This is a genomic window from Streptomyces niger (assembly GCF_000718305.1).
GTDB lineage: Bacteria > Actinomycetota > Actinomycetes > Streptomycetales > Streptomycetaceae > Streptomyces > Streptomyces niger.
Genome location: NZ_JOFQ01000011.1, coordinates 228,620 through 253,549, shown reverse-complemented (window position 1 = coordinate 253,549; position 24,930 = coordinate 228,620). Strand labels below are relative to the sequence as shown.

Below are 24,930 nucleotides of genomic sequence, written 5' to 3'. Positions count from 1 at the left end.
CGGAGAACAATGACGTACTCCCCACGTCCGCTGCCGCGCGCCGGCCGGCGGCTGCTCGTCCCTCTGCTCGCGGGCGCGCTCATCGCGGCCGTGCCCCCCGCCTCCTCGGCCGAGACGCCGGACGGCGGCCGCGCCGCGGGCCCGGCGACCGGCGCCACCCCCGCCGTCGACGGCTCCTGCGCCTCGGACGGCCCCGACTGGACGCCGACGTCCACCCGTATCGATCCCGAGGACAGCCACCACCCGTACGTCGCCAACGGCTACCTCGGGCAGCGCGTGCCGCCCAACGGGACCGGGTACGCGGCGTCCGGCGAGAAGACCGGCTTCCCGCTCTACACCCCGCGCTACGACGGCGCCTTCGCGGCCGGGCTGTTCGCCGAAGGGCCCAAGTCGGTGAAGAAGCGGCAGGCCATCGCCGCGTTGCCCACCTGGTCCACGCTGAACGTCGCCACCGGCGGCGACGGCGGGGAGACCTTCAACGCCGCCACGAAGCCCGGCCGGATCTCGCACTACCGGCAGACGCTGCTGATGCGCTGCGGTCTGGTCCGTACGTCGCTGACCTGGACCGCCGCCGACGGCCGCGCCACCGACCTGGTCTTCGACGTGCTCGCGGACCGCACCCGGGCGCACACCGGTGCGGTACGGCTGCGGATGACGCCGCACTGGAGCGGCCCGGCCACCGTCACCGACACGCTCGACGGGCGCGGCGCCCGCCGGATCACGCAGACCGGCGGCGGCGCCCGTTCCGGCGACCGGACGCAGGACGTCACCTTCCGTACGAACGGCACGAACACCGCGGGCGCGGTCGCCTCGACGCTCCGCACGGCTCCGAGCATTCATTCGAGAAGTGAACAGAAGGCCGCCGCTGCGCAGAAGCTGACGGTGCATCAGGGTGTCTCGTTCCCGGTGCACAAGGGACGGACGTACGAGGTCTCCAAGTACGTCGGCGTGGACACCGCGCTCACCTCCCACGACCCCAGGGCCGCCGCCACCCGCGCCTCCCAGCAGGCCGCGGCGCGCGGCTGGGGCAGCCTCTACCACGACCACGCCACCGCCTGGCAGAAGCTGTGGCGCTCCGACATCGAGGTGCGCGGCCGGGAGCAGCGCGACCTCCAGGCATGGGTGCGCTCCGCGCAGTACGGGCTGCTCGCCAACTCCCGCGAGGGCTCCGCGGACAGCATCGCCCCGACCGGTCTGACCAGCGACAACTACGCGGGTGAGATCTTCTGGGACGCCGAGACCTGGATGTACCCGGGCCTGCTGGCAGCCCACCCGAACCTCGCCCGGTCGATCGTGGACTACCGCTACCGGACCCGGGACGCCGCCCGCGCCAACGCGAAGAAGCTCGGCTACGACGGCCTCTTCTACCCCTGGACCAGCGGCGGCAAGGGCGACCTGTGGAAGGAGTGCCACAGCTGGGACCCGCCGCACTGCAAGACCCAGAACCACCTGATGGGCGACGTCTCGCTGGCCGCCTGGCAGTACTACCTCGCCACCGAGGACACCGACTGGCTGCGGGACCGCGGCTGGCCCGTCATGCAGGGCATCGCGAAGTTCTGGGCCTCGCGCGTGACCAAGAACGGTGACGGCAGCTACTCGATCAAGAACGTCGCGGGCCCGGACGAGTACAGCAATGGCGTGGACGACGGCGTGTTCACCAACGCCGGTGCCGCCACCGCGCTCCGCCACGCCACCCGCGCCGCCGCCGTCCTCGGCAAGAAGGCCCCCGCCTCCTGGGAGACCGTCGCCGACAAGCTGCGCATCCCGTACGACAAGAAGAAGCAGGTCTTCCAGCAGTACGACGGCTACAAGGGCACCACCATCAAGCAGGCCGACACCGTCCTGCTGCAGTACCCGCTGCAGTGGCCGATGTCGGACGCGGCCAAGACGAAGACGCTGGACTACTACGCCGCGCACACCGACCCCGACGGCCCGGCGATGACCGACTCGGTGCACGCCGTCGACGCCGCCGAGATCGGCGAGCCCGGCTGCGCGACGTACACCTACCTCCAGCGGTCGGTGCGGCCCTTCATGCGCGGCCCGTTCCACCTCTTCTCCGAGGCGCGCGGCGAGAAGGCCGGCGCGGGCGACCCGCTCGCCGGCTCGCCCGCGCAGGACTTCCTCACCGGCAAGGGCGGCTTCCTCCAGGTCTTCACCCACGGCCTGACCGGCCTGCGGCTCGGCGAGGACAGGATCACCCTGGACCCGACGCTGCCGCCGCAGCTCTCCGACGGCGTCACCCTGCGCGGCCTGCACTGGCGGGGCCGGACGTACGACGTCGCGCTGGGCGCGCACCACACCGAGGTGCGGCTGACCGAGGGTGAGCCGATGACGGTCGCCACCCCGGAGGGCGAGCGCGTGGTCAGCCGGGGCGCCCCGCTGGAGCTGAAGACCCGCCGCCCCGACCAGGAGCCGACGGCGAACGCGGCCCGCTGCCGGCCGGCGAAGGCCACGTCGGAGGAGCCCGGGATGTACGCGGGCGCAGCGGTGGACGGCAACACCACCACCGCCTGGGTGCCCGACGCCACCACCGGCACCCTCACCGCCGACCTCGGCGGCGCCCACCGCGTCGGCACCATCACCCCGCACTGGACGGCCACCAAGCCGGAGTCGTACCGGATCCAGGTCTCCCGCGACGGGCGCCACTGGACCGGCACCGGCTACGACGGGAAGTCCCCGGCCCGCTACGTCCGGGTCACCGTGCACGGCAAGGACGGCGCCAAGACCCGTCCCGGCATCACCGAACTGACGGTGGCCGAGGCCAAGGACTGACCGCGCGGACGTTCCGCGGGACGGAACACGTGATGTGGGCGGGGCGCCCGGGGGAAGAAATCCCGGGTGCCCCGCCCGTTGCCGTACCGCGGCACGTCCCGCCGACCGGAAGGACCACCCGTGCGCCTCGCCGCCGCCCTGCCCGCAGCCCTCGCCGCCGCCCTGCTCGCCACCGGCACGCCCCCGGCGGCCGCGGTCCAGCGCGCGGCGCCCGCCACCGGCCACGCCTGCTCGCCCCGCGTCTCCGCCGACCGCTGGTCCGACGCCCTGGACAAGCGGACCGTGGACGGCACGTACGTCGGCAACCTCTCCGCGCTCGCCCGCGACACCGACGGCGACCTGCTCGCCCTCTCCGACCGGTCCGCGCTGGTCACCCTCGACGGCCGGACCCGGGAGCCGCTCCGCGCCGTACCGCTCGCCGACGAGCACGGCGCCCCGCTGGACTCCGAGGGCCTGGTCGTCGAGGGAGGCGGCGACCGGCTCATCGCCTCCGAGGCCGAGCCGTCGGTGCGCCGCTACGACCGGGCGGGCCACCTGCGCGGCCGCCTCCCCGTCCCCGAAGCGCTGCGGGTCGCCCCGGCCGGCCGCGCCACCGCCAACCAGACCTTCGAGGGGCTGACCGCGAGCCCCGGCGGCCGTAGGCTCACCGCCGCCATGGAAGCCGCGCTCGCCGGCGACGGCACCGACGCGCAGGGCCGCCCCCTGCTCCGCTTCCAGACCTGGGAGCGGCGGCCGCACGGCGGCTACGCGCTCGGCCGGCAGTACGCCTACCCGGTCGAGGAGGGCATGACCGTCCCCGAGCTCACCGCGCTCGACGACGGCCGCCTGCTCGTCCTGGAGCGCGCCTTCACCCCGCAGGGCAACATCGTCCGCCTTTACCTCGCCGACCCCCGGCACGCCACCGCGACCCAGGACACCGACCGGCTCACCGCGGCCGTGCGCCCCGCACACAAGACCCTGCTCGCCGACCTCACCCACTGCCCGTCCCTCGGCGCCCCCGCCAGGCAGCCGCAGCTCAATCCGCTGCTGGACAACATCGAGGGCATGACGGTGCTCGACCGCCGCGCGGGGCGGCTGCACCTCCTCCTGGTCAGCGACGACAACCAGAACCCGAAGCAGATCACCCGGCTCTACGACATGACCGTCCGTGAGCGGTGACGGCCGGTAGGTGACGCCCACGGTTGCGGGAATTGTTGCGGTGGGATGAAAACACCGGTCGGCGATGTTGGTGCCTTGCGGCAGGGAGTCGACCGGTGGGAGGCGTCGCGTGGCGGGCACGGACACGGCACAAGAGGGCTGGGCGCGGCGGCTGACGCGCACATGCTGGCAGTACAGGAAGGACGTACTGCTCGCGCTCGGCTCCTCGCTCGCCGGGATGGCCGTCATGGCGCTGGTCCCGCTGGTGCCGAAGCTGATCATCGACGACGTGATCGTCAAGCACGAACGGTCCCTCGCCCCGTGGGCCACCCTGCTGATCGTCGCCGCGCTCGCCGTCTACGTCCTGACCTACATCCGCCGGTTCTACGGCGGCCGGCTCGCACTCGACGTGCAGCACGACCTGCGTACCCGGATGTACCGCGCGATCACCCGGCTCGACGGACGGCGCCAGGACGAGCTCTCCACCGGCCAGGTGGTCGGCCGCGGCACCAGCGACCTGCAACTCGTGCAGTCGCTGCTGTTCATGGTGCCGATGATGCTGGGCAACGTCCTGCTGTTCGCCATCTCCCTGGTGATCATGGTGGTGCTGTCCCCGCTGCTCACCGTCGTCGCCCTCGCCGTCGCGCCCGCCCTGTGGTGGATCGCCAACCGCAGCCGCACCCGCCTCTTCCCGGCGACCTGGTACGCGCAGGGGCAGGCGGCGGCCGTGGCCGGCGTGGTCGACGGCGCTGTCTCCGGCGTCCGCGTCGTGAAGGGCTTCGGCCAGGAGGAACAGGAGACCGGCAAGCTCCGCGAGGTCGGCCGGCGGCTCTTCGCCGGCCGGCTGCGCACCGTACGCCTCAACGCCCGCTACACCCCCGCGCTCCAGGCCGTGCCCTCCCTCGGCCAGGTCGCGATGCTCGCCCTCGGCGGCTGGATGGCCACCCGCGGCCAGGTCTCGCTGGGCACCTTCGTGGCCTTCTCCACCTACCTCGCCCAGCTCGTCGGCCCGGTCCGGATGCTCGCCATGGTCCTCACCGTGGGCCAGCAGGCCCGCGCCGGCGTGGAACGGGTCTTCGAGCTGATCGACACCGAGCCGGTCATCGAGGAGCGCCCCGACGCCGTCGAGCTGCCCGCCGACGCGCCCGCCACCGTGGAGTTCGAGCACGTCACCTTCCGGTACGGCGACGACCAGGGCGCGCACCCCGTCCTGGACGACTTCTCGCTGCGCATCGAGCCCGGCGAGACCGTCGCCGTCGTGGGCACCTCCGGCAGCGGCAAGTCCACCGTCTCGCTGCTGCTGCCCCGCTTCTACGACCCCGTCGCGGGACGGGTGCTGCTCGGCGGCCGGGACGTACGCGACCTGACCGCCGACTCACTGCGCGGCGCCATCGGCCTGGTCCCCGAGACCAGCTTCCTCTTCTCCGACTCGATCCGGGACAACATCGCCTACGGCGCCCCGGACGCCACCGACGAGCAGATCCGCGCCGCGGCCCGCGCCGCCCAGGCCGACGGCTTCATCTCGGCCCTGCCCGACGGCTACGACACCGAGGTCGGCGAGCAGGGCCTGAGCCTGTCCGGCGGCCAGCGGCAGCGCGTCGCCCTGGCCCGCGCCATCCTCACGGACCCGCGCGTCCTGGTCCTGGACGACGCCACCTCCGCGGTGGACGCCCGGGTCGAGCACGAGATCCACGAGGCGCTGCGCGGCGTGATGGCCGGCCGGACGACCCTGCTCATCGCCCACCGTGCCTCCACCCTGGCGCTGGCCGACCGGGTCGCGGTCCTCGACGGCGGCCGGCTGCTGGACATCGGTACGCGGGAGGAGCTGGAGGAGCGCTGCGAGCTGTACCGCAGGCTCCTCACCGACCCGGACGAGCTGGGCGGCGTGGAACGGGACCCGGTGGGGCAGACCGCGACGGCCGGGGCCTTCTCCGGCGAGGCGGCGGCCACCGGGCTGCTGGAGCCCCCGGCCACGGACGGCACCGAGCACACCCGGCCGCGCCGCGTCGTCGACGGCGTCACCCCCGAGCTGTGGGTGCGTACCGGCGAGGAGACGGACGGCACCGGGCCGCGGGAGGGTACCGGCGCCCCCACGGCCGCGCTCGCCGGCCGCCCTGGCGGCATGGCCGGCGCGCTGGCCGGCATGCCGGCCACTCCGGAACTCCTCGAAAAGGTCGCGGCCCTCCCCCCGGCCACCGACACCCCCGACGTCGACGAGGAAGCGGCAGCGCGTCCGGAGAGCTCCTACGGCCTGCGCCGCCTGCTGCGCGGCTTCGGCCGCCCGCTGCTGGTCGCGCTGGCGCTGGTCGCCGTGGACGCGGTCGCCGGGCTGCTGCTGCCCGTACTGATCCGGCACGGCATCGACGACGGCGTGCAGCGCGCCGCGATCAACGGCGTCTGGGCCGCGTCCGCCGCGGCTCTGATCGTCGTGCTCGCCCAGTGGGCCGCCCAGATCGGCTCCAACCGGATGACGGGCCGCACCGGCGAACGCGTCCTCTACGCGCTCCGCGTCAAGATCTTCGCCCAGTTGCAGCGCCTCGGCCTGGACTACTACGAGCGCGAACTGACCGGCCGGATCATGACCCGGATGACCACCGACGTCGACGCGCTCTCGACCTTCCTCCAGACCGGTCTGGTCACCGCCGTCGTCTCCGTCCTCACCTTCTTCGGCATCCTGGTCGCCCTGCTGGTCATCGACGTCCAGCTGGCCCTGGTCGTCTTCGCCACGCTGCCGCCGCTGATCATCGGTACGTACTTCTTCCGCAAGCGCAGCGTGAAGGCGTACGAGCTGGCGCGCGAACGGATCAGCGTGGTCAACGGCGACCTCCAGGAGAGCGTCGCCGGACTCCGCATCGTGCAGGCCTTCCGCCGCGAGCGCAGCGGCATCGACCGCTTCACCGCGCGCAGTGCCGCGTACCGGCAGGCCCGCACCCGCGGCCAGTTCCTGATCTCCGTCTACTTCCCCTTCGTCCAGCTGCTGTCCTCCGTCGCCGCCGCGCTCGTCCTGATCGTGGGCGCCGACCGCGTCTCGGCGGGCACCCTCACCGCGGGCGCGCTGGTCGCCTACCTCCTCTACATCGACCTCTTCTTCGCTCCCGTGCAGCAGCTCTCCCAGGTCTTCGACGGCTACCAGCAGGCGTCCGTCTCCCTCGGCCGCATCCAGGAACTGCTGCGCGAGCCGACCACCACCCCGCAGGCCGCCGACCCCCGCCCGGTGCGGGAGCTGACCGGCGAGATCACCTTCGACGACGTGCACTTCCGCTACGCGACCGCCGACGGCGAACAGGCCGAGGCGCTCTCCGGCATCGCGCTGACCATCCCCGCGGGCCAGACCGTCGCGTTCGTCGGCGAGACCGGCGCCGGCAAGTCCACCCTGGTCAAGCTGGTCGCCCGGTTCTACGACCCCACCACCGGTGCGGTCCGGATCGACGGCACCGACCTGCGCGACCTGGACCTGACCGGCTACCGCCACCGCCTCGGCGTCGTCCCGCAGGAGTCGTACCTCTTCCCCGGCACCGTCCGCGACGCCATCGCCTACGGGCGCCCCGACGCGACCGACGCCGAAGTCGAGGCCGCGGCCCGGGCGGTGGGCGCGCACGACATGATCGCCACGCTCGACGGCGGCTACCTGCACGAGGTCGCCGAGCGCGGCCGCAACCTCTCCGCCGGCCAGCGCCAGCTCCTCGCCCTGGCCCGTGCCGAACTGGTCGACCCCGACGTGCTGTTGCTCGACGAGGCGACCGCGGCGCTGGACCTCGCGACGGAGTCGGTCGTCAACCGGGCGACGGACCGGCTCGCCGGCCGCCGCACGACCCTGGTCGTCGCGCACCGGCTCACCACGGCGGCACGCGCCGACCGCGTCGTGGTCCTCGACCGCGGCCGCGTCGCCGAGGACGGGTCGCACGCCGAACTCCTCGCCCGCGACGGCCGCTACGCCGAACTGTGGCGCTCCTTCACCGGCGACTTCTCGGAAGAGGAGGAGCGCGTACGAGTGTGACGAACGGGCGCGTACGGGTGTGACGAACGGGCGCGTACGGGTGTGACGAACGGGCGCGTACGAGTGTGACGAACGGGCGCGTACGGGTGTGGCGGACGGACACGTACGGGCGCCAAGGGCCGGAGAGGAGGAGCGCGTACGGGTGAGAGACGGAACCACCGCCGGGTGTGACCGGAACCGCCGGTCGGGGGGTGGTCGGTGGCAGGCCGTACCGATAGGTTCAGCGCGACCTTTGCGAACCCCAGGGGAGGGCGCATGCGCAGAACGCTCAGATGGCTGTTGTCGCTCGTCGTGCTCATAGGCACGCTCGGCGCGGGAACCGCCACGGCAGGGGCGGCCACCGCCGCCGGGCCGGCCGGTACGACCGCGGGCAGCCGCGCGGAGACGGACATCAAGGACCGCCTCCTCGCGATACCGGGAATGAGCCTCATCCAGGAGAAGCCGGTCGACGGCTACCGCTTCTTCGTCCTGAACTACACCCAGCCGGTCGATCACCGGCACCCGGGCAAGGGCACCTTCCAGCAGCGCATCACCGTGCTGCACAAGTCGACGGACCGCCCCACCGTCTTCTTCACCTCCGGCTACAACGTCTCCACCGAGCCGACCCGCAGTGAGCCGACCAAGCTCATCGACGGCAACCAGGTCTCGATGGAGTACCGCTACTTCACCCCGTCCCGGCCGCAGCCCGCGGACTGGAAGAAGCTGGACATCCAGCAGGCCGCCGCCGACCAGCACCGCATCTTCCGCGCGCTGAAGCCGATCTACAGCAAGCACTGGATCGCCACCGGCGGCAGCAAGGGCGGCATGACGGCGACCTACTACCGCCGCTTCCACCCGCACGACATGAACGGCACCGTCGCCTACGTCGCGCCCAACGACGTGGTCAACGACGAGGACTCGGCGTACGACCGCTTCTTCGCCACCGTCGGCACCGCCCAGTGCCGCAAGGACCTCGCCGCGATCGAGCGCGAGGCGCTGAAGCGCCGCGGCGAGATGGTCGACCGCTTCCAGAAGAAGGCCACCACCGAGGGCTGGACCTTCAAGCTCGCCGGGAACGCCGACCGCGCGTACGAGATCATGGTCACCGACCTGGTCTTCGGCTTCTGGCAGTACCAGCCCGCCGCCACCGCCTGCGCCGAGGTCCCGAAGCCGACCGCCACCACGGACGCGCTGTGGGCCTGGATGGACAAGGTCGGCGGCTTCGACAGCTACACCGACCAGGGCATGGAGCCCTACCTGCCGTACTACTACCAGGCGGGCACCCAGCTCGGTGAGCCCGGCTACCAGTACCCGAACGTCGCGGACCTGCTCCGCTACCCGGGCATCAACAACTCCCGCACCTTCGTCCCCCGCGACATCCCCATGACCTTCGACAAGAAGGCCATGCCGGACGTGGACCGCTGGGTGCGCCACCACGCCCAGGAGATGATGTTCGTCAACGGGCAGTACGACCCCTGGAGTTCCGAGCACTTCACCGTCGGCAAGGGCGCGAAGGACTCCTACGTCTTCACCGTCCCCGGCGGCAACCACGGCTCCAACATCGCCAAGCTGAAGGACGCCGACCGCACCAAGGCCACCGCACGCCTCCTGAAGTGGGCCGGCGTGGCCCCGGCCAAGGGCGAGGCGTCCCCGGCGGCCCCGTACGACAAGAAGCTGGACAAGCAGCAGGTCCAGCGCATGCCGCTGCTGCGTCCGTGAGGACGGACGGAGGCGGTCTCGCGACAGCGTGATCCCCGGTCGTGGGCCCGGGCGGTTCCCCGCCCGGGCCCACGACTGTAGGCAGCCCTCGGTCTCACCGCCGCAGCAACAGGGCGTCGCCGACGGCGCGTTCGCCCGTGGCGTCGGACGGGGTAGTGATCAGCCGGCCGTCGACGGCCATGCCGACGGAGCCGCCGCCGTCCAGGTTCATGGCCTGCGTGGCGCCGAGCGACCTGATGAGCGCGGCGGCCTCGGTCAGGCCGAGACCGTCGCTGCGGCCCGGCCGGCGGCCCTCGGCGGCGAGCAGCAGGAGGCGCCCGGCACGGTCGGTGCCGAGCACCATGCGCGGATTGCGCTTGATGCCCCAGGCGTACCCGAACGAGCGGTCACCGGGGTGCTCGACGCCGTCCGCGGCGAAGTCCACCGCCACCTTGCCGTCCCGGACCAGCTGCGGCCCGCCGTTGACGATGTCGTCCCGGCCGGTGAGCCGCACCGGGCGGCCGTCGGTGTCGGTGATCCGCTCGTGCAGCCGCACCACCGCGCCGGGCGCGGCGTGCGCGCGCAGCCACCGCTCGCCCGCGCCCGTCCCGGCCAGCACGGAACCGCCCGCCGGAACCGGGCCGCCGCGCGGCCGCACCTCCCGGACCCGGCCGTCGCCGCCCAGGACCACCTCCACGCCCGGCCCGGCGGGAGTGCCGGCCCCCAGCTCCGGCGTGAAGCGGACGATCTCGTCCGGATCGGTGCAGGTCACGTCGTGCAGCGGCCGCTCGGTCGGGGAATCCCCGCCGGTCCCACCGCAGTTGCGTACCTTGCCCGGCACCCGGTTGACGCCGTCCAGCAGCTCCGTCGCGCCGCCCGCCGTGACCTTCAACTCCGTCCGCAGCCGGCGGAACTCCGGACGCAGGCCGTCGCCCCGCAGGACCGCGGCGACCCGGCCGTTCGTGGCCGCGCTCTGCAGCCTGCCGTCGTACGCCGCGATGCCGGCCGCGGCCCCCGGTACGCCGTCCTTCTCCTCCATCACGAAGAATCCGCCGTTCACCGCGAGCAACGCGTCCGACCGCGCCGCGAGGTCGGTGACCTTCTCTCGGCCGGCGACGGCCGTGCCGTAGTCCGCGTCCAGCCGCCCGCGGTAGGCCCGCGGGTCGATGACCGCGAGCTTGATCCGGGCCAGTCCGGTCCCGGGCGTGCCGTCGGCACCGGTCCACTCGCTCACCGCGTCGAAACCGGCGGCCGACAACGCCTTGCGCGCGCCGTCGGCCCCGCCCTGGTCGCCGTACGTGCCGACGCGGACGCGTACGCCCACCGCGCCCCGCTGCCGCGCACCGGCCGGCCACCGCACCTCCTCGGCCCGCGGCGCGAACCCTGCGGCCCGCAACGCCCGGACCAGCTCGTCGGCCGTCTCCCGGTCGTGCAGCACCGCGCCGTCCTTCCGCACGGTGACCGTCCAGCGATCGGCCCCGGGACGCCCGGAAAGCGTCCCCTCGTACAGACCGACACCGTCCGCGAGCCGCTGGTACCGCCAACCGGCGAACTGGTGGGGGAGGACGAACTTTTTCGGGGACTTCGGGGACTTCGGGGGCTGGGTGGGCTGAGTGGGCTGGGTGGTGTCGGGCCGCGTGGCCCCCGTAGACCGTAGGACGTGCGCAGGCTGCGTGGCTTTGTCCGTCTGCGCGGCATTCTCCGCCTGTGCGGCTCTCTCCGGCTGCGTGGTCTGCGGGGCCTTCTTCGGTTGTGCGAGGGCGGCGGAGGCCGCGGCCGAGGCCCGGTGGCCGGCGGAACCGGGGATCGCGAACGTGGCGGCCAGCGTGGTGGCCAGGACCGCGGTCAGCAGGGGGGAGAGCCTGGCGGGGGACTGGGGCAGGGAGGCGCGCGGGGCGCGGCGGGGGTGCGACACCGATGCTCCTTCGGGGTGCGGAACGGGCGAGGGTGGCGGGCAACCGGATGCCACCACGGAATGCCGTCCCCGGGAAGGAACACGGACGGGAGGAAAATGACGGGCGGATGAAGAAGCGGGAGTACAGGGGGAGCCGGTCCGGGGTGGAGTCAGCCGGGGCCGAGGCGGCGGGCGCAGCCCGTGGTGCGATCGGGGAGCCGGAGGTACAAGGCTGTGCCCTCGGGGCAGGAGGCGCGGTCCCGGACCGTTGCCGTCATCTCGTACTCGGGGCGGTGCCGCGCGCCCGAGCGCGACGCGACGGACGCGGCACAGGGGGTCTCGCGCGCCTGGAGTCCGGCGGCCAGGTAGACGCAGTCGCCGGGCACCGTACGCGGGCCACCGCCCTGCCCCGGGTCCCCGGGGTGCGGGGCGTGCAGGTTGCGCATGCAGGCGTACCCCCGCGGGACCGAGCCGTCACCGTCCTCGTCGGCATCCGGCCGGTGCTCGCTGATGTGCAGGACGAAGTCGGTACGGGCCGGGCACAGTGCCCCCTGAGCCTTCCGCCCGGAGTGCCGCGCCAGCACCCGTGCGGCGGCGGCCCCGTCCGCGCAGCCCACTTCGCGGTAGGCCGCGCCGCGCCCCCGGCTGCTGCACTCGCCGCGGTCCAGGAACACCGCGCCGTACCCGGTGGGCGGTGTGCCACTCCCGGCCGCGTGCGGACCGGTATGGGGCGACTGCCCGGCGGCGGACGGCTGCTGACACCCGGTCAGCAGGATCAGCAGCGTCAGCAGGGACAGCAGGGACACCAGGGTCAGCAGCAGGCCGCGCGCGAGCACGGCGCCGCCCCGCACGGGTGCCCCTCTTCCGATGCCCCGTCGCCCCCCGACCGCCGGCCGTGCACCGCGCACCACGTCCCCCTCGAGTACCGCCGCTTCCGGCCCCGCCCTCCCCTGGGCGTTCCGGGACATACCGGCCCAGCGTGACCCGCCGCAACGGACACACGCCAGCCGGGGACGACGTATTGCGCACGCGGTACGGGCAATGCGGTACGGGCCTGTGCGGCGCCGTCCGTACGGAGGGGGCGTCTTCTACGGGGAGGGGAGATCTCCTGTGCGGAGGGGAGGTCTTCCGTGCGGAGGGAAGGGTTTCCGTACGGCGGGAAGGTCTTCCGTACGGGCGGGCCGGGCGGGGTGGAGCGGCCGGGCCGTACGAGGAGCCGATGCAGGCCCCTCGTACGGCCGGGCGCCGCTCTCAGTACGACAGCCCGTAGCCGATCGGGTAGAGCTCCTTGTCCTTGGCGTCGGCACGCATGATCGGCACCGGCAGCCGACCCTTCGGCTCCCGGCGGCCCGCGATCACCCGTGCCGCGGCCCGCAGCTCCACATCCGTCCACGAATAGCTCGCCAGCGCCGCCTTCACCCCGCTGAGCTGCGCGATGTCGTACGGGTTGCGGATCGCCAGCTGAACCACCGGCTTCCCGGTGTTCAGCAGAGCCTGCACCAGACCGCGTTGCGAGGAGCCCGCGGTGACGTTGTACGTCGCGACCACCACCGCGTCGTGCTCCGCCGTCGCGGCCACCGCCGCGTCCGTCTGCGCCTGGGTGGGCGCGGTGCCCGTGGACAGCGCGGTGGTGGTGAAGCCCAGCTCGCCGAGGGTACGGGCGAGCACGCCGGTGGGCGGGCCGCCGGTGCCCGACGGCGCGGCCGGATCCGCGCCGACGACCAGCACGCGGCGGGTGCTCCGCCGGGAGAGCGGCAGCAGCCGGCCCTCGTTGACCAGCAGCGTCGTGGTGCGATCGGCGATCCGGTCGGCGGTCTTGAGGTGCTTGTGCGTGCCGACCGTACGGTCCACCGCGCGGTGCGAGGTGTACGGGTTCGCGAACAGCCCGCGGCGCTCCTTCATCGTGAGGATGCGCAGCAGCTTCTCGTCGATCTCCGGCTCGGGCACCTCGCCCTTGTCCACCGCGGTGAGCACACCGTTGTACGCGGCCTGCAGGTCCGGCGGGTTCAGCAGCTGGTCGACGCCGGCCTTCAGGGCGAGCACCGCCACCCGGGCGTCGCCGTACTTCTTCCGTACGCCTTCCATGCCCAGGGAGTCGGTGACCACCACGCCCCGGTAACCGAGGCGCTCGCGCAGGATGCCGGTGAGGATCGGCCGGGAGAGCGTCGCCGGATCCTCGCTCTTGTCGAACGCGGGCACGACGATATGGGCCGTCATGATCGAATCTATGCCCGCGGCGATGGCCGCCTTGAACGGCGGCGCGTCCAGCCGCTCCCACTCCTCGGCGGTGTGGTGGATGTAGGGCAGGCCGACGTGGCTGTCGGTGTCGGTGTCGCCGTGCCCGGGGAAGTGCTTGGCCGTCGCGGCCACGCCGGCCGCCTGAAAGCCTTTCACCTCGGCGGCGACGTACCGGGCGACGGCCCGCGGGTCGGCGCCGAAGGACCGCACGCCGATGACCGGGTTCGCCGGGTTGACGTTGACGTCGGCGTCGGGCGCGTAGTCCTGGCGGATGCCCATGGCGTACAGCTCGGCGCCGGCGATCCGGCCCGCCGTCTCCACGTCCTCGCGCGAACCGCCCGCCGCCAGGGCCATCGCCCCGGGGAAGAGCGTGGCGGGCGCGCCGATGCGGGCCACTATCCCGTGTTCCTGGTCCGTGGCGATGATCAGCGGTACGGGAACGCGCTGGGCGGCGCCCGCCTGCTGGATGCCGTTCGAGAGGTCGGCGATCTGGTGCGGGTCGCGGGTGTTGTGCGCCCAGGAGAAGTAGATGATGCCGCCGACGTGGTACTTGGCGATCAGCTCGGCGGCGTTCGCGACGCCGATCTCCTTGCGGTTGGCCTCGACGTCGGCGGGGTCCGGGGCGGTGGCGGAGTGCCCGTACACCCGCATCACGAAGAGCTGGCCGACCTTCTCCTCCAGGCTCATGCGGGAGATGAGGGCGCGCAGCCGGTCGTGGGTGCCGCGCGGGGTGGCGGGGGCGGCGTACGCGGTGCCGGCGGTGGTGGTGGCCGCCGCGGCAGCGGCCGCGGCGGCAGCGGCGGCAGCGGTCAGGACGGTACGTCTGGAGTGCAGCTGGCGTCTGGCTTCGGGCTGGCGTCTGGAGTGCACGTGCGCTCCTTCCGGAGGCTTCCTCGAAGGACTTCCTCGGTGCCGGTGGCCCCAGGGGGCCCGGGCGCGGCACAGGCCGCTCCGGTCCGTCCGGGCCCAGGCGTATTGGCGTATTGAAGGAAACTGCCAAGGAAACACGGATATCCGGAAAACAATTGCCGGTCAATGCCCGCACGCCAACCGGGTGACCGAGCCCGGCCCGAACGAGAAGCCCCCCGAAAGCCCCCCGAAGCCCGCTGAGCGACTCCTGCCGTACAACCACCCGAAAGGCCCCTGTCGCGCACGCCCGAGGGGCCTGTGTCGGGCACGCCCGAGCGGTCTCTGTCGGGCACCCACCCGGGCAACCACCCGAGGGGTTTCTGTCGGACATCCGCCGGAGGTCAATCGCGCTAGGGGTCTCTGTCGGACACCCGCCCGGGGGCGACCACGCGAGGGGTTTCTGTCGGGCGACCGCCGGAGGTCAAGAACTACGTGTCAGGTCCACCTGGTGTCAGTGGCACCAATCCGTACCAATCTGCCGGCATGGGGGCGTTCCGGGGAACCCAGCGACTCGTCGGCCCGTCACAACGACGTGCTGCCGGTGAGTCTCCGCAAAGCGGTGTCGGCCTCGCTGCTGGCTGCGTCGCTGACCACCCTCTCCACCGCCTGCGGCCGACAGCACACCGCCACCGGCGCAGCCCCCTCCTCACGCGCCGGTGGCGGATCTTCCGCCGGCCGGAGCCACCCCCGGCTCCGGCCGCAGCGGCCACCGAAGCCCGCCCGCCCCCGATCGCCTCTGCTCAACCGCCCCCGATCGTCTCCGTGCATCCGGCCCCGATCGTCTCCGTGCGTCCGCCTCCCCGATCGTCACGCGTCCCAGCGCCCTGCTTCTCGCCCTACCCCTCCTTCCCCGCCACCTGCAGCAGGTGTTCCAGGTGCTCCCGGCCGGCGCGGAGCAGGTCGGGGAGCGGTGGAGCCGCCGGGTACCACCGCTTCTCGTACTCCCAGCACAGCCACCCGTCCCAGCCGTCCTGGACGAGCGCGCCCAGGCACCCGGCCAGCGGAAGCACCCCGGCCCCGAGCGGCAGCGGTGTCTTGTCCTCGGCCGAGGCGACGTCCTTCACCTGGACGTAGCCCAGATGGGGCGCGAGCACGGCCTGCGTGGTGGTCGGGTCCTCCTCGCCGAGCCAGGTGTGCATGACGTCCCACAGCGCGCCGACCGACCCGTGGCCCACCGGCCCGAGCACCCGCGCCGCCGCGGTCCCCGTACGGTGCGAGTCGTGGGTCTCCAGCAGGACGGTGACCCCGCGGTCCGCGGCGATCGGTGCGATGGCCCCGAGTCGGCGTGCGGCGTCCGCGTCGGCCTCCGCGGCCGGCCGGTCTCCCGCACCGGGGAACACCCGTACGTACGAGGCGCCCACGTCCGCCGCCAGTCCGACCAGCCCCGCCAGCTCGTCAGCCAGCGCGGCCTCGCCCGCCTCGTCCTGGGCCTCGGCGACCTTGGCGTACCCAGCGACGGTCAGGATCTCCACTCCGGCGTCCGCGAACACCCGGGCCACCTCGGCCCGCTCCGGGGCGCCGAGCCCGGGGTGCACCGGTTCCTCGGGATGGGCGCGCAGCTCCACCCCGTGGTACCCGGCGCCGGCGGCGAGCCGGGCCACGTCGCGTACCGGCATCCCGGGCACGCCCAGCGTCGAGAAGGCGAATCGCATAGCCCTACAGCCCTACCTTTCGCAGCACTTCGAGACGGCATTTCCAGAGAGCCTCGGTCACCCCCGACCGGCACTGACCAGCCCCGACCCGTCCCGACCGGCACCGACCCGTCCCGACCGGCGCTGCCCCCCGGGGAGCTCCTGCCTCCTGCTTCCTGGCTCCTGCCTTTGACACTCACCGGTACCCGGTACCCCGGCACCCCGGTCATCCACCTTTCCCGCACCCCATCCACCATGCCCGCCCAGCAGCTCGGGATGTCGGTCCCGCCGCGCGGGCGCCGCCCCAGTCGCTCGCAGTGCCGGTCCCGCCGTGCGGAGCACCACCGGCCGCTCGGGGCTTCCCTCACAGTGGCAAACGCCAGTCCTGCCCCACCAGGTCCTGGCCGAAACTGTGGTGCGGCCGCTCGGCGACCAGCTCGAATCCGGCCCGTTCGTATATTCGCCGGGCCGACGTCAGCACGCTGTTGGTCCAGAGCACCAGCTCGTCGTATCCGGCCTCCCGGGCGAAGTCCGTGCAGGCCGTCACCAGCCGTTCGCCGATGCCGTGTCCGCGCGCCTCCGGTTCCACGAGCAGCAGCCGCAGCCGTGCCCTACGTATGCGTACCGGTATGTCGGCGGGCTCGGCCCTGGAACCCGCCCCGGCCGCGGGCCTGGCCTCGGCCGCGACCCCACCCCGTGCGTCTCCCTCCGCGCCTCGCGGAGCCTCCGTCGGAACGTCGCGTACGCACATCACCTGGCCGACCGGGGCGCCGTCCAGCTCGGCGATCCAGGCGCGGTCCCAGCGGGGGTCGAAGTGGTCGGCGAAGTCGGCGACGATGCGGGCCACCAGCGCCTCGTACGACAAGTCGAAGCCGTACTCCCGCGCGTACAGCTCGGCATTGCGCTGCACCATCCAGCCCAGATCACCGGGGCGCGTGGTCCGCAGGGTCACATGGCCGGACGCGGAAGGCCGCGCCCCCGCGCGACGCCCGGGCCCAGGCTCCTGCCCCTGCCCTTGACTCTGTTTCCGCCCCTGTCCCTGCCCCCGCTCCTGCTCCTGGTCCCGGTCCGTGTCGCCGAGCAGTTCGCGGATCGTCGCCATGGACTCCGCCAGCCGGATGCGGTCCCCGTCCCGCATCGTCTCCAGGAGTCGGCCGGCCTTTTCCTGGGACCGTTCCTCCAGCGCCGACGCCGCCTCCCGGCCGTGCGGGGTGAGGGCGATGCGCTGCCGTCGCGAGTCCTGCTCCGAGCGGCCACGGGTGATCAGCTCGCGCTCCTCGAACTTGCCGAGCAGACGGCTGAGGTACCCGGCGTCCAAGGAGAGCGCCACCCGCAGATCCGCGGCGTCCAGCTGCTCGTCGGTGTTGGCCAGCTCGTACAGCAGGCGGGCCTCGGTGAGCGTGTACGGGCTGTAGAGGTGGCGGCCGTAATCGAGCGCGCCGATGAGGTTGGTGTAGAAGCGGTTGAAGCGACGGAACTCCTGGACGGTCATGGCATCCCCCAAAAACCTTGACTGAGTCAAGGTTAGAGCGGAGCCGTCGAATTGCGTATCACCAATTCGGATGAAAGCAGCGTCACGCCGGCCGGCGGCGCCGGCTCCCGGCCCATCGCCAGCCGGCCGGCCAGCGCCCCGGCGTGGCCCAGCGGCAGCCGGACGGTCGTCAGCGCCGGTACCGCGTCCGCGCTGAACGGCAGATCGTCGAAGCCGGCGACCGAGACGTCCTCCGGCACGCGCAATCCGCGCTCGCGCAACGCCGCGCAGACGCCCAGCGCGACCGTGTCATTGGCCGCGACGACGGCGGTCAGTCGGTCGTCCCGCCGGAGGAGTTCGTGTGCGGCCGCATACCCCGAGGCCCGGTCGTAGGCGCCGTGCACCGTGCGGCCGGGGGCGTCCTCGACGCCGTGCGCGGCGAGCGCCGCGCGATGGCCCTCCAGCCGGTGCCGGGTGGTGGTGAGCCGCTCGGGACCGGCGACGCATCCGATGCGTCGGTGGCCCAGCCCGACCAGATGCTCCGTCAGCGCCCGCGCGCCGCCCCGATTGTCGAATGCAACGGTCAGCGGAGCGGGGCCGGCCCCGACGGCACGTGCCGCTGCGCGGCCGGCTGCCCGCGGGCCGTTCGCCGCCGGCGCCTCCGCCGCGTGCGCTCCCGCTGCCGCCGCCGGCAGCGGTGGGCGGCCGCACAGCACCACCTGGGTGCCTGCGGCGGCCAGCCGGGCGATGCGAGCCGCCAGCGCCGCCGTGTGCGCGGAATCCTCGACCGCACCGCCGGTCAGTACCACCGCGCCCGCCCGCTGCCGGTGCAGCAGCGTGAGGTAGGTCAGCTCGCGTTCGGGGGAGCCGCCGGTGTTGCAGACGACGGCCAGCTTCTCCCCGCCGGGCCCGCCGCCGTCGCTCATCTCGGCCTGCACGGCGCTGGCGAGTACGCCGAAGAACGGGTCGGCGACGTCGTTGACGAGGATGCCGACCAGGTCGGACGTGGCCGCGGCGAGCGCGCTGGCCGGCCCGTTCGCGACGTACTCCAGTTCGGCGACGGCCCGCAGCACGCGGTCGCGGGTGGCCTCGGCCACCGGGTAGTTGCTGTTCAGCACGCGCGAGACGGTCGCCGCCGAGACTCCCGCCCGCGCGGCGACGTCCGCCAGTGTCACGGTCATGATCGCTTCCCGTCCCGTCCCGCGGCGCCACGCACGGCGTCGCCCCTCTTGTGGCGTCTCGCGTCGCAGGCTAGCTTCTCTCGCGATGGAAAGCGCTTTCTATGCGTACTCGGTGCACAACTCCGAACGCTGGGCGTCCATGCGTGCTCGTGCCTGTCCGGCACCGCCGACCGAACGTCGAGCCGTGCCCGCGCACGCGTCCGCTCGCGCTTTCCCGTGCGCTGTCCGTTCGCGGACCACGTGGGCCGCGAGAGGTACCACCGGTTGATGTGAGGGGTCGGGTTGTGACACGCAAGACCGTACGGATCGCCATGAACGGCGTGACCGGGCGTATGGGGTACCGCCAGCACCTGCTCCGCTCGATCCTCGCGCTGCGTGAGCAGGGCGGCCTGGACGTGGGCGGGGCCACGGTGATCTGGCCCGAACCGGTCCTGGTGGGGCGCTCGGAGCACAAGCTCGCGGCCCTCGCCGACCGGCACGGCCTCACCGAATGGACCACCGACCTGGACGCCGTACTGGCCGACGACAGCATCGACATCTACTTCGATGCGCAGGTCACCGCCGCACGTGAGGAGGCGGTCAAGAAGGCGATCGCCGCCGGCAAGCACCTCTACGTGGAGAAGCCCACCGCCACCGGGCTGGCCGGCGCCCTCGAACTGGCGCGCCTGGCCCGCGAGGCCGGCATCAAGCACGGCGTCGTCCAGGACAAGATCTTCCTGCCCGGCCTGTTGAAGCTGAAGCGGCTGGTCGAGGGCGGGTTTTTCGGGCGGATCCTGTCCGTGCGGGGGGAGTTCGGCTACTGGGTCTTCGAGGGCGACTGGCAGGAGGCGCAGCGGCCTTCGTGGAACTACCGGGCCGAGGACGGCGGCGGCATCGCGACGGACATGTTCCCGCACTGGGAGTACGTGCTCCACGAGCTGTTCGGTCCCGTGCGCACCGTCCAGGCCCACCTGGCCACGCACATCCCGCGCCGCTGGGACGAGGCCGGCAAGCCGTACGAGGCGACCGCCGACGACGCCGCGTACGGGATCTTCCAGCTGGAAGGCGGCGCCGTCGCGCAGATCAACTCCTCCTGGGCGGTGCGCGTCAACCGGGACGAGCTGGTGGAGTTCCAGGTGGACGGCACCGAGGGCTCGGCCGTCGCCGGCCTGCGGCGCTGCCGCGTGCAACACCGCTCGGCGACCCCGAAGCCGGTCTGGAACCCGGACCTGCCCGCCACGGAGCCCTTCAGGGAGCAGTGGCAAGAGGTGCCCGACAACGAGGAGTTCGACAACGGCTTCAAGGAGCAGTGGTCGCTCTTCCTGCGCCACGTGGTGCTCGACGAGCCGTGGCGGTGGGACCTGATGGCCGGTGCCCGCGGCGTACAACTGGCGGAGCTGGGCATCCGCTCGGCCGAGCAGGGGCGCCGCCTGGACGTTCCGGAGCTGAGCCTGTGAGCGCCGCGCTTCGAGGTGCCGCGCCCCTCACCTCACGTACGGTCTTCGCCGCCGCACACGTGGTGGCCGATCCGCACGCCGACACCACCCCCGACGGTCCCGCCGTCCTCGACTGGGACGCCACCCTCGCCTTCCGGCACCACCTCTGGTCGCACGGCCTGGGGGTCGCCGAGGCCATGGACACCGCACAGCGCGGCATGGGCCTGGACTGGGCGACCGCCGGCGAGCTGATCCGGCGATCGGCGGCCGAGGCCAGGTCCGTCGGCGGCCGGATCGCCTGCGGCGTCGGCACCGACCAGCTGCCACCCACGGGAGCCGGCCTGCCCGCGGTACGCGACGCCTACGAGGAGCAGCTCGCGCTCGTCGAGGAGGCCGGCGGACAGCCGATCCTCATGGCGTCACGGCAGCTGGCGGCGGCCGCCTCCGGGCCGGACGCCTACCGGGAGCTGTACGGCGGCCTGCTCCGGCAGAGCAGCGACCCGGTCATCCTGCACTGGCTCGGGCCGATGTTCGACCCGGCCTTGGAGGGCTACTGGGGCAGCGCCGACCTCGACGCGGCCACCGAGACGTTCCTGCAGATCATCGCCGAGTACCCGGACAAGGTCGACGGCGTGAAGGTCTCGCTGCTCGACGCGGACCGCGAAGTCCGGTTGCGCAGGCGCCTCCCGGACGGGGTGCGCTGCTACACGGGTGACGACTTCCACTACCCCGAACTGATCGCCGGTGACCAACAGGGCTTCAGCCACGCCCTGCTGGGCATCTTCGACCCGCTCGCGCCGCTGGCCGCCGAAGCGGTGCGGCTGCTCGACACGGGGGACACCGCCGCGTTCCACAAGGTGCTGGACCCGACGGTGGAGCTGTCCCGGCACCTCTTCGAAGCGCCGACCCGCTACTACAAGACCGGCGTCGTGCTGCTCGCCTGGCTCGCGGGCCACCAGTCGCACTTCACGATGGCCGGCGGTCTGCAGTCCGCCCGCTCGCTGCCGCACCTGCAGCGGGCGTACGAACTGGCCGACGGGCTGGGCCTGTTCCCGGACCCCGAGCTGGCCCGGGCCCGTATGGCGAAGCTGACCGCCGTACTGGGAGGAGACGCATGACTGGCCCCGGAGCGCAGGACGACCTCGCGCGCCTCAGCCTCAACCAGGAGACCGTCAAACAGTGGTCGCTCCCGGAGCTCGCCGACGGCTGTGCGGCGGCCGGGCTGCGCCACGTGGGCCTGTGGCGCGAGCCTGTACAGAAGTACGGCGTCGAGACTGCCGCCAAGCTCGTACGGGCCGCCGGACTGACCGTCACCAGCTTGTGCCGCGGCGGCTTCTTCACCGCCGCTGAACCCGAAGCGCGCGCCGCCGCACTGGACGACAACCGGGCCGCGATCGACGAGGCCGCGACGCTCGGCACGGACACGCTCGTCCTGGTCTCCGGCGGGCTCCCGGCCGGCAGCCGCGACCTGCGCGGCGCCCGGGAGCGGATCGCCGAGGCGCTGGCCGAGCTGGGCCCGTACGCCGCCGAGCGGGGCGTACGGCTGGCGATCGAACCGCTGCACCCGATGTACGCGTCGGACCGCTGTGTCGTCTCCACGCTCGCCCAAGCGCTGGATCTCGCCGAACGGTTCCCCGCCGAGCAGGTCGGGGTGGTCGTGGACACGTACCACCTGTGGTGGGACGACACGGCCGGGGCCGGCATCGACCGGGCGGGACGCGGCGGGCGGCTCGCGGCGTTCCAGCTCGCGGACTGGGTGACGCCGCTGCCCGAAGGGGTGTTGCTGGGCCGCGGGCAGCTCGGGGACGGCGCGGTGGACCTGCGGTGGTTCCGCGAACGGACCGAGGCGGCGGGGCACACCGGGCCCATCGAGGTCGAGATCTTCAACCCGGCCCTGTGGGCGCGGGACGGGGCCGAGGTGCTGGCCGAGGTCATCGCCCGCTACCGGCAGCACGTACTGCCCGAGAAGTGAGCGCACCCGCCGCTGGAGGAACATGCGTCATCTTTCGGTGAGTCGGGCGTACGCAGGGCTCGCGCGGCGGTGAACGCGCCGTGTGCGCCGTGCGTACGGGCGCGGGCTGTGACGAGAACTGCGTCGAAAGAAGGTCGGAACGGCGCAACCGTTCCGACCTGTGGGAGGTCGTACAGGGCATCAGTGCCCGTGGGGGGAATCCGGGGGGATGGCCGGGCGCCGATGAGGAGGGGGAACCCGAGGGGGAATCGAGGGGCCCGGCAGCGCCGGGCCCCTCGAAGTGTCCGCCACCGGCCGGGTCCTATGGACCGGAACGAGGTTTTCCACAGGCTCCCGACCGTGTCCGACCCCGGCGGTACCGTCGGACCATGCAGCGATCGCATGGGGGAGGGCCCGGACAGCCCGCAGGCCTGGCCGTCGTCGAAGGCGTCCTGGAGCGGATCACCTACGCCAACGAGGAGAACGGCTACACCGTCGCGCGCGTCGACACCGGTCGCGGTGGCAACGACCTGCTGACGGTCGTCGGAGCGCTCCTCGGCGCCCAGCCGGGTGAATCGCTGCGCATGGAGGGCCGCTGGGGCTCCCACCCCCAGTACGGCCGCCAATTCACCGTCGAGAACTACCGCACGGTCCTGCCCGCCACCGTCCAGGGCATCCGCCGCTACCTCGGCTCCGGCCTGATCAAGGGCATCGGCCCGCGCATCGCCGACCGCATCACCGAGCACTTCGGCACGGACACCCTCGACGTCATCGAGCAGGACCCGAAGCGCCTCATCGAGGTGCCCGGGCTCGGCCCGAAGCGGACCAAGATGATCGGCGCGGCCTGGGAGGAGCAGAAGGCCATCAAGGAGGTCATGGTCTTCCTCCAGGGCGTCGGGGTGTCCACCTCCATCGCGGTGCGCATCTACAAGAAGTACGGCGACGCCTCCATCTCCGTCGTCCGCAACCAGCCGTACCGCCTCGCCGCCGACGTCTGGGGCATCGGCTTCCTGACCGCCGACCGCATCGCCCAGTCGGTCGGCATCCCGCACGACAGCCCGGACCGGGTGAAGGCCGGCCTGCAGTACGCGCTGTCCCAGTCCACCGACCAGGGGCACTGCTTCCTGCCCGAGGAGCAGCTGATCGCCGACTCCGTGAAGCTGCTCCAGGTCGACACCGGGCTGGTGATCGAGTGCCTGGCGGAGCTGGCGGCGGATCCGGAGGGCGTCGTACGGGAGACGGTGCCGGCGCCGGACGGCGGGGACCCCGTGACGGCCGTCTTCCTGGTGCCCTTCCACCGCGCGGAGCTGTCCCTGGCAGGGCGGCTGCGGCGACTGCTGCGTGCCGAGGAGGACCGGATGCCGGCCTTCCGCGACGTGGCCTGGGACAAGGCCCTGGCGTGGCTCGCGGACCGTACGGGAGCCCAGCTCGCGCCCGAGCAGGAGGCGGCCGTGAGGCTGGCGCTGACCGAGAAGGTCGCGGTGCTCACCGGCGGCCCCGGCTGCGGCAAGTCCTTCACGGTCCGGTCGGTGGTGGAGCTGGCCCGCGCCAAGAAGGCGAAGGTGGTGCTGGCGGCGCCGACCGGGCGGGCCGCCAAGCGGCTGTCCGAGCTGACCGGCGCGGAGGCCGCCACGGTGCACCGGCTGCTGGAGCTGAAGCCCGGCGGGGACGCCGCGTACGACCAGGACCGCCCGCTGGATGCCGACCTGGTGGTGGTCGACGAGGCGTCGATGCTGGACCTCCTGCTCGCGAACAAGCTGGTCAAGGCCGTGCCGCCGGGCGCCCATCTGCTCCTTGTGGGCGATGTGGACCAGCTCCCGTCCGTGGGCGCCGGCGAGGTCCTGCGGGACCTGCTCGCGGACGGCGGCCCGGTACCGGCCGTACGGCTGACCCGGATCTTCCGGCAGGCGCAGCATTCGGGTGTGGTGACCAACGCGCACCGCATCAACGCCGGGAAGCCGCCGGTCACCACCGGGCTGACGGACTTCTTCCTGTTCCCCGAGGAGGACACCGAGGAGGCCGGGCGGCTGACGGTCGACGTGGCGGCCCGGCGGATCCCGGCGAAGTTCGGCCTGGACCCCCGGCGGGACGTGCAGGTGCTGGCCCCGATGCACCGCGGCCCGGCCGGCGCCGGGGCGCTGAACGGCCTCCTGCAGCAGGCGGTGACCCCCGCCCGCCCCGATCTTCCCGAGCGTCGTTTCGGTGGCCGGGTTTTCCGCGTGGGCGACAAGGTCACCCAGATACGGAACAACTACGAGAAGGGCCGCAACGGCGTCTTCAACGGCACGGTGGGAGTGGTCACGTCCCTGAGCGTCGAGGAGCAGCGGCTGACGGTCCGCACCGACGAGGACGAGGAGGTGCCGTACGACTTCGACGAGCTGGACGAATTGGCCCACGCGTATGCGGTGACGATCCACCGTTCGCAGGGAAGTGAGTATCCGGCAGTGGTGATTCCCGTCACGACAGGGGCGTGGATGATGCTGCAGCGCAATCTTCTCTATACGGCCGTTACCCGGGCAAAGCGATTGGTGGTGCTGGTGGGGTCCCGCAAGGCCCTGGGCCAAGCGGTGCGGACGATATCGGCGGGTCGCAGGCACACCGCGCTGGATCACCGGCTTGGCGGCACGATGTGAGGTGGCACCCCTTTCCCCTTTGGG

The 24,930-nt window shown here is 72.9% G+C and carries 14 protein-coding genes; 8 read left to right on the top strand and 6 right to left on the bottom strand.

Features of this window, described 5'->3' with window-relative positions; all coding sequences use genetic code 11:
• Positions 1-9 precede the first annotated feature (9 nt).
• From IF20_RS22040 to IF20_RS22025, 4 genes are all read left to right on the top strand, one after another.
• A complete protein-coding gene (locus IF20_RS22040) occupies positions 10-2,772 on the top strand; it encodes a discoidin domain-containing protein (RefSeq protein ID WP_052866985.1) in 2,763 nt (920 codons plus the stop codon).
• Between the two features lie 120 nt (positions 2,773-2,892).
• Positions 2,893-3,930, top strand: a complete 1,038-nt coding sequence (locus IF20_RS22035) for an esterase-like activity of phytase family protein (protein WP_052866984.1) — start codon at positions 2,893-2,895, stop codon at positions 3,928-3,930.
• Positions 3,931-3,994: 64 nt separating this feature from the next.
• Positions 3,995-7,906: an ABC transporter ATP-binding protein gene (locus tag IF20_RS22030; RefSeq protein ID WP_110944417.1), complete on the top strand. Its 3,912-nt coding sequence runs from the start codon at positions 3,995-3,997 to the stop codon at positions 7,904-7,906.
• 255 nt (positions 7,907-8,161) lie between these two features.
• Positions 8,162-9,604, top strand: coding sequence for a S28 family serine protease (locus tag IF20_RS22025; RefSeq protein WP_052866982.1), 1,443 nt, complete (start codon positions 8,162-8,164; stop codon positions 9,602-9,604).
• Positions 9,605-9,698: 94 nt separating this feature from the next.
• Here IF20_RS22025 and IF20_RS22020 read toward each other — a convergent pair whose 3' ends face one another.
• The 6 genes from IF20_RS22020 to IF20_RS21995 form a co-directional block, all read right to left on the bottom strand.
• The gene (locus IF20_RS22020; RefSeq protein ID WP_052866981.1) at positions 9,699-11,498 is read right to left on the bottom strand and encodes a phosphodiester glycosidase family protein; all 1,800 of its coding nucleotides are present in this window, start codon (positions 11,496-11,498) and stop codon (positions 9,699-9,701) included.
• 149 nt (positions 11,499-11,647) lie between these two features.
• The gene (locus IF20_RS22015; RefSeq protein WP_234426764.1) at positions 11,648-12,328 is read right to left on the bottom strand and encodes a hypothetical protein; all 681 of its coding nucleotides are present in this window, start codon (positions 12,326-12,328) and stop codon (positions 11,648-11,650) included.
• Between the two features lie 400 nt (positions 12,329-12,728).
• On the bottom strand, positions 12,729-14,549 hold the full coding sequence (locus IF20_RS22010) for a glycoside hydrolase family 3 protein (RefSeq protein ID WP_052867158.1): 1,821 nt from the start codon (positions 14,547-14,549) through the stop codon (positions 12,729-12,731).
• A gap of 911 nt (positions 14,550-15,460) precedes the next feature.
• On the bottom strand, positions 15,461-16,276 hold the full coding sequence (locus IF20_RS22005) for a sugar phosphate isomerase/epimerase family protein (RefSeq protein ID WP_052866980.1): 816 nt from the start codon (positions 16,274-16,276) through the stop codon (positions 15,461-15,463).
• Between the two features lie 343 nt (positions 16,277-16,619).
• Entirely contained in the window at positions 16,620-17,747 is a 1,128-nt protein-coding gene (locus IF20_RS22000; protein WP_052866979.1) for a helix-turn-helix domain-containing GNAT family N-acetyltransferase, read from the bottom strand.
• 32 nt (positions 17,748-17,779) lie between these two features.
• Positions 17,780-18,907: a LacI family DNA-binding transcriptional regulator gene (locus IF20_RS21995; protein WP_052866978.1), complete on the bottom strand. Its 1,128-nt coding sequence runs from the start codon at positions 18,905-18,907 to the stop codon at positions 17,780-17,782.
• A gap of 284 nt (positions 18,908-19,191) precedes the next feature.
• Here IF20_RS21995 and IF20_RS21990 point away from each other — a divergent pair, with 284 nt between their 5' ends.
• The 4 genes from IF20_RS21990 to recD2 all read left to right on the top strand — a co-directional run bounded on the left by IF20_RS21990 (position 19,192) and on the right by recD2 (position 24,906).
• Complete coding sequence (locus IF20_RS21990) at positions 19,192-20,343, top strand: Gfo/Idh/MocA family protein (RefSeq protein ID WP_052866977.1); 1,152 nt, start codon at positions 19,192-19,194, stop codon at positions 20,341-20,343.
• On the top strand, positions 20,340-21,440 hold the full coding sequence (locus IF20_RS21985) for a dihydrodipicolinate synthase family protein (RefSeq protein WP_052866976.1): 1,101 nt from the start codon (positions 20,340-20,342) through the stop codon (positions 21,438-21,440). The genes IF20_RS21990 and IF20_RS21985 overlap by 4 nt, the downstream gene beginning before the upstream one ends.
• Positions 21,437-22,294, top strand: a complete 858-nt coding sequence (locus tag IF20_RS21980) for a sugar phosphate isomerase/epimerase family protein (RefSeq protein WP_052866975.1) — start codon at positions 21,437-21,439, stop codon at positions 22,292-22,294. The genes IF20_RS21985 and IF20_RS21980 overlap by 4 nt, the downstream gene beginning before the upstream one ends.
• A gap of 368 nt (positions 22,295-22,662) precedes the next feature.
• Positions 22,663-24,906 carry an SF1B family DNA helicase RecD2 gene (recD2, locus tag IF20_RS21975; protein WP_052866974.1) on the top strand — a complete coding sequence of 748 codons (2,244 nt, stop codon included), beginning with the start codon at positions 22,663-22,665 and terminating at the stop codon, positions 24,904-24,906.
• Positions 24,907-24,930 lie beyond the last annotated feature (24 nt).

Bases quoted from the DNA above. Each gene is read 5' to 3' on its own strand.
- IF20_RS22040 (WP_052866985.1), top strand. From the start codon at position 10: ATGACGTACTCCCCACGTCCGCTGCCGCGCGCCGGCCGGCGGCTGCTC.
- IF20_RS22030 (WP_110944417.1), top strand. From the start codon at position 3,995: ATGTTGGTGCCTTGCGGCAGGGAGTCGACCGGTGGGAGGCGTCGCGTG.
- IF20_RS22025 (WP_052866982.1), top strand. From the start codon at position 8,162: ATGCGCAGAACGCTCAGATGGCTGTTGTCGCTCGTCGTGCTCATAGGC.
- IF20_RS22005 (WP_052866980.1), bottom strand. From the start codon at position 16,276: ATGCGATTCGCCTTCTCGACGCTGGGCGTGCCCGGGATGCCGGTACGC.
- IF20_RS22000 (WP_052866979.1), bottom strand. From the start codon at position 17,747: ATGACCGTCCAGGAGTTCCGTCGCTTCAACCGCTTCTACACCAACCTC.
- IF20_RS21995 (WP_052866978.1), bottom strand. From the start codon at position 18,907: ATGACCGTGACACTGGCGGACGTCGCCGCGCGGGCGGGAGTCTCGGCG.
- IF20_RS21980 (WP_052866975.1), top strand. From the start codon at position 21,437: ATGACTGGCCCCGGAGCGCAGGACGACCTCGCGCGCCTCAGCCTCAAC.
- recD2 (WP_052866974.1), top strand. From the start codon at position 22,663: ATGCAGCGATCGCATGGGGGAGGGCCCGGACAGCCCGCAGGCCTGGCC.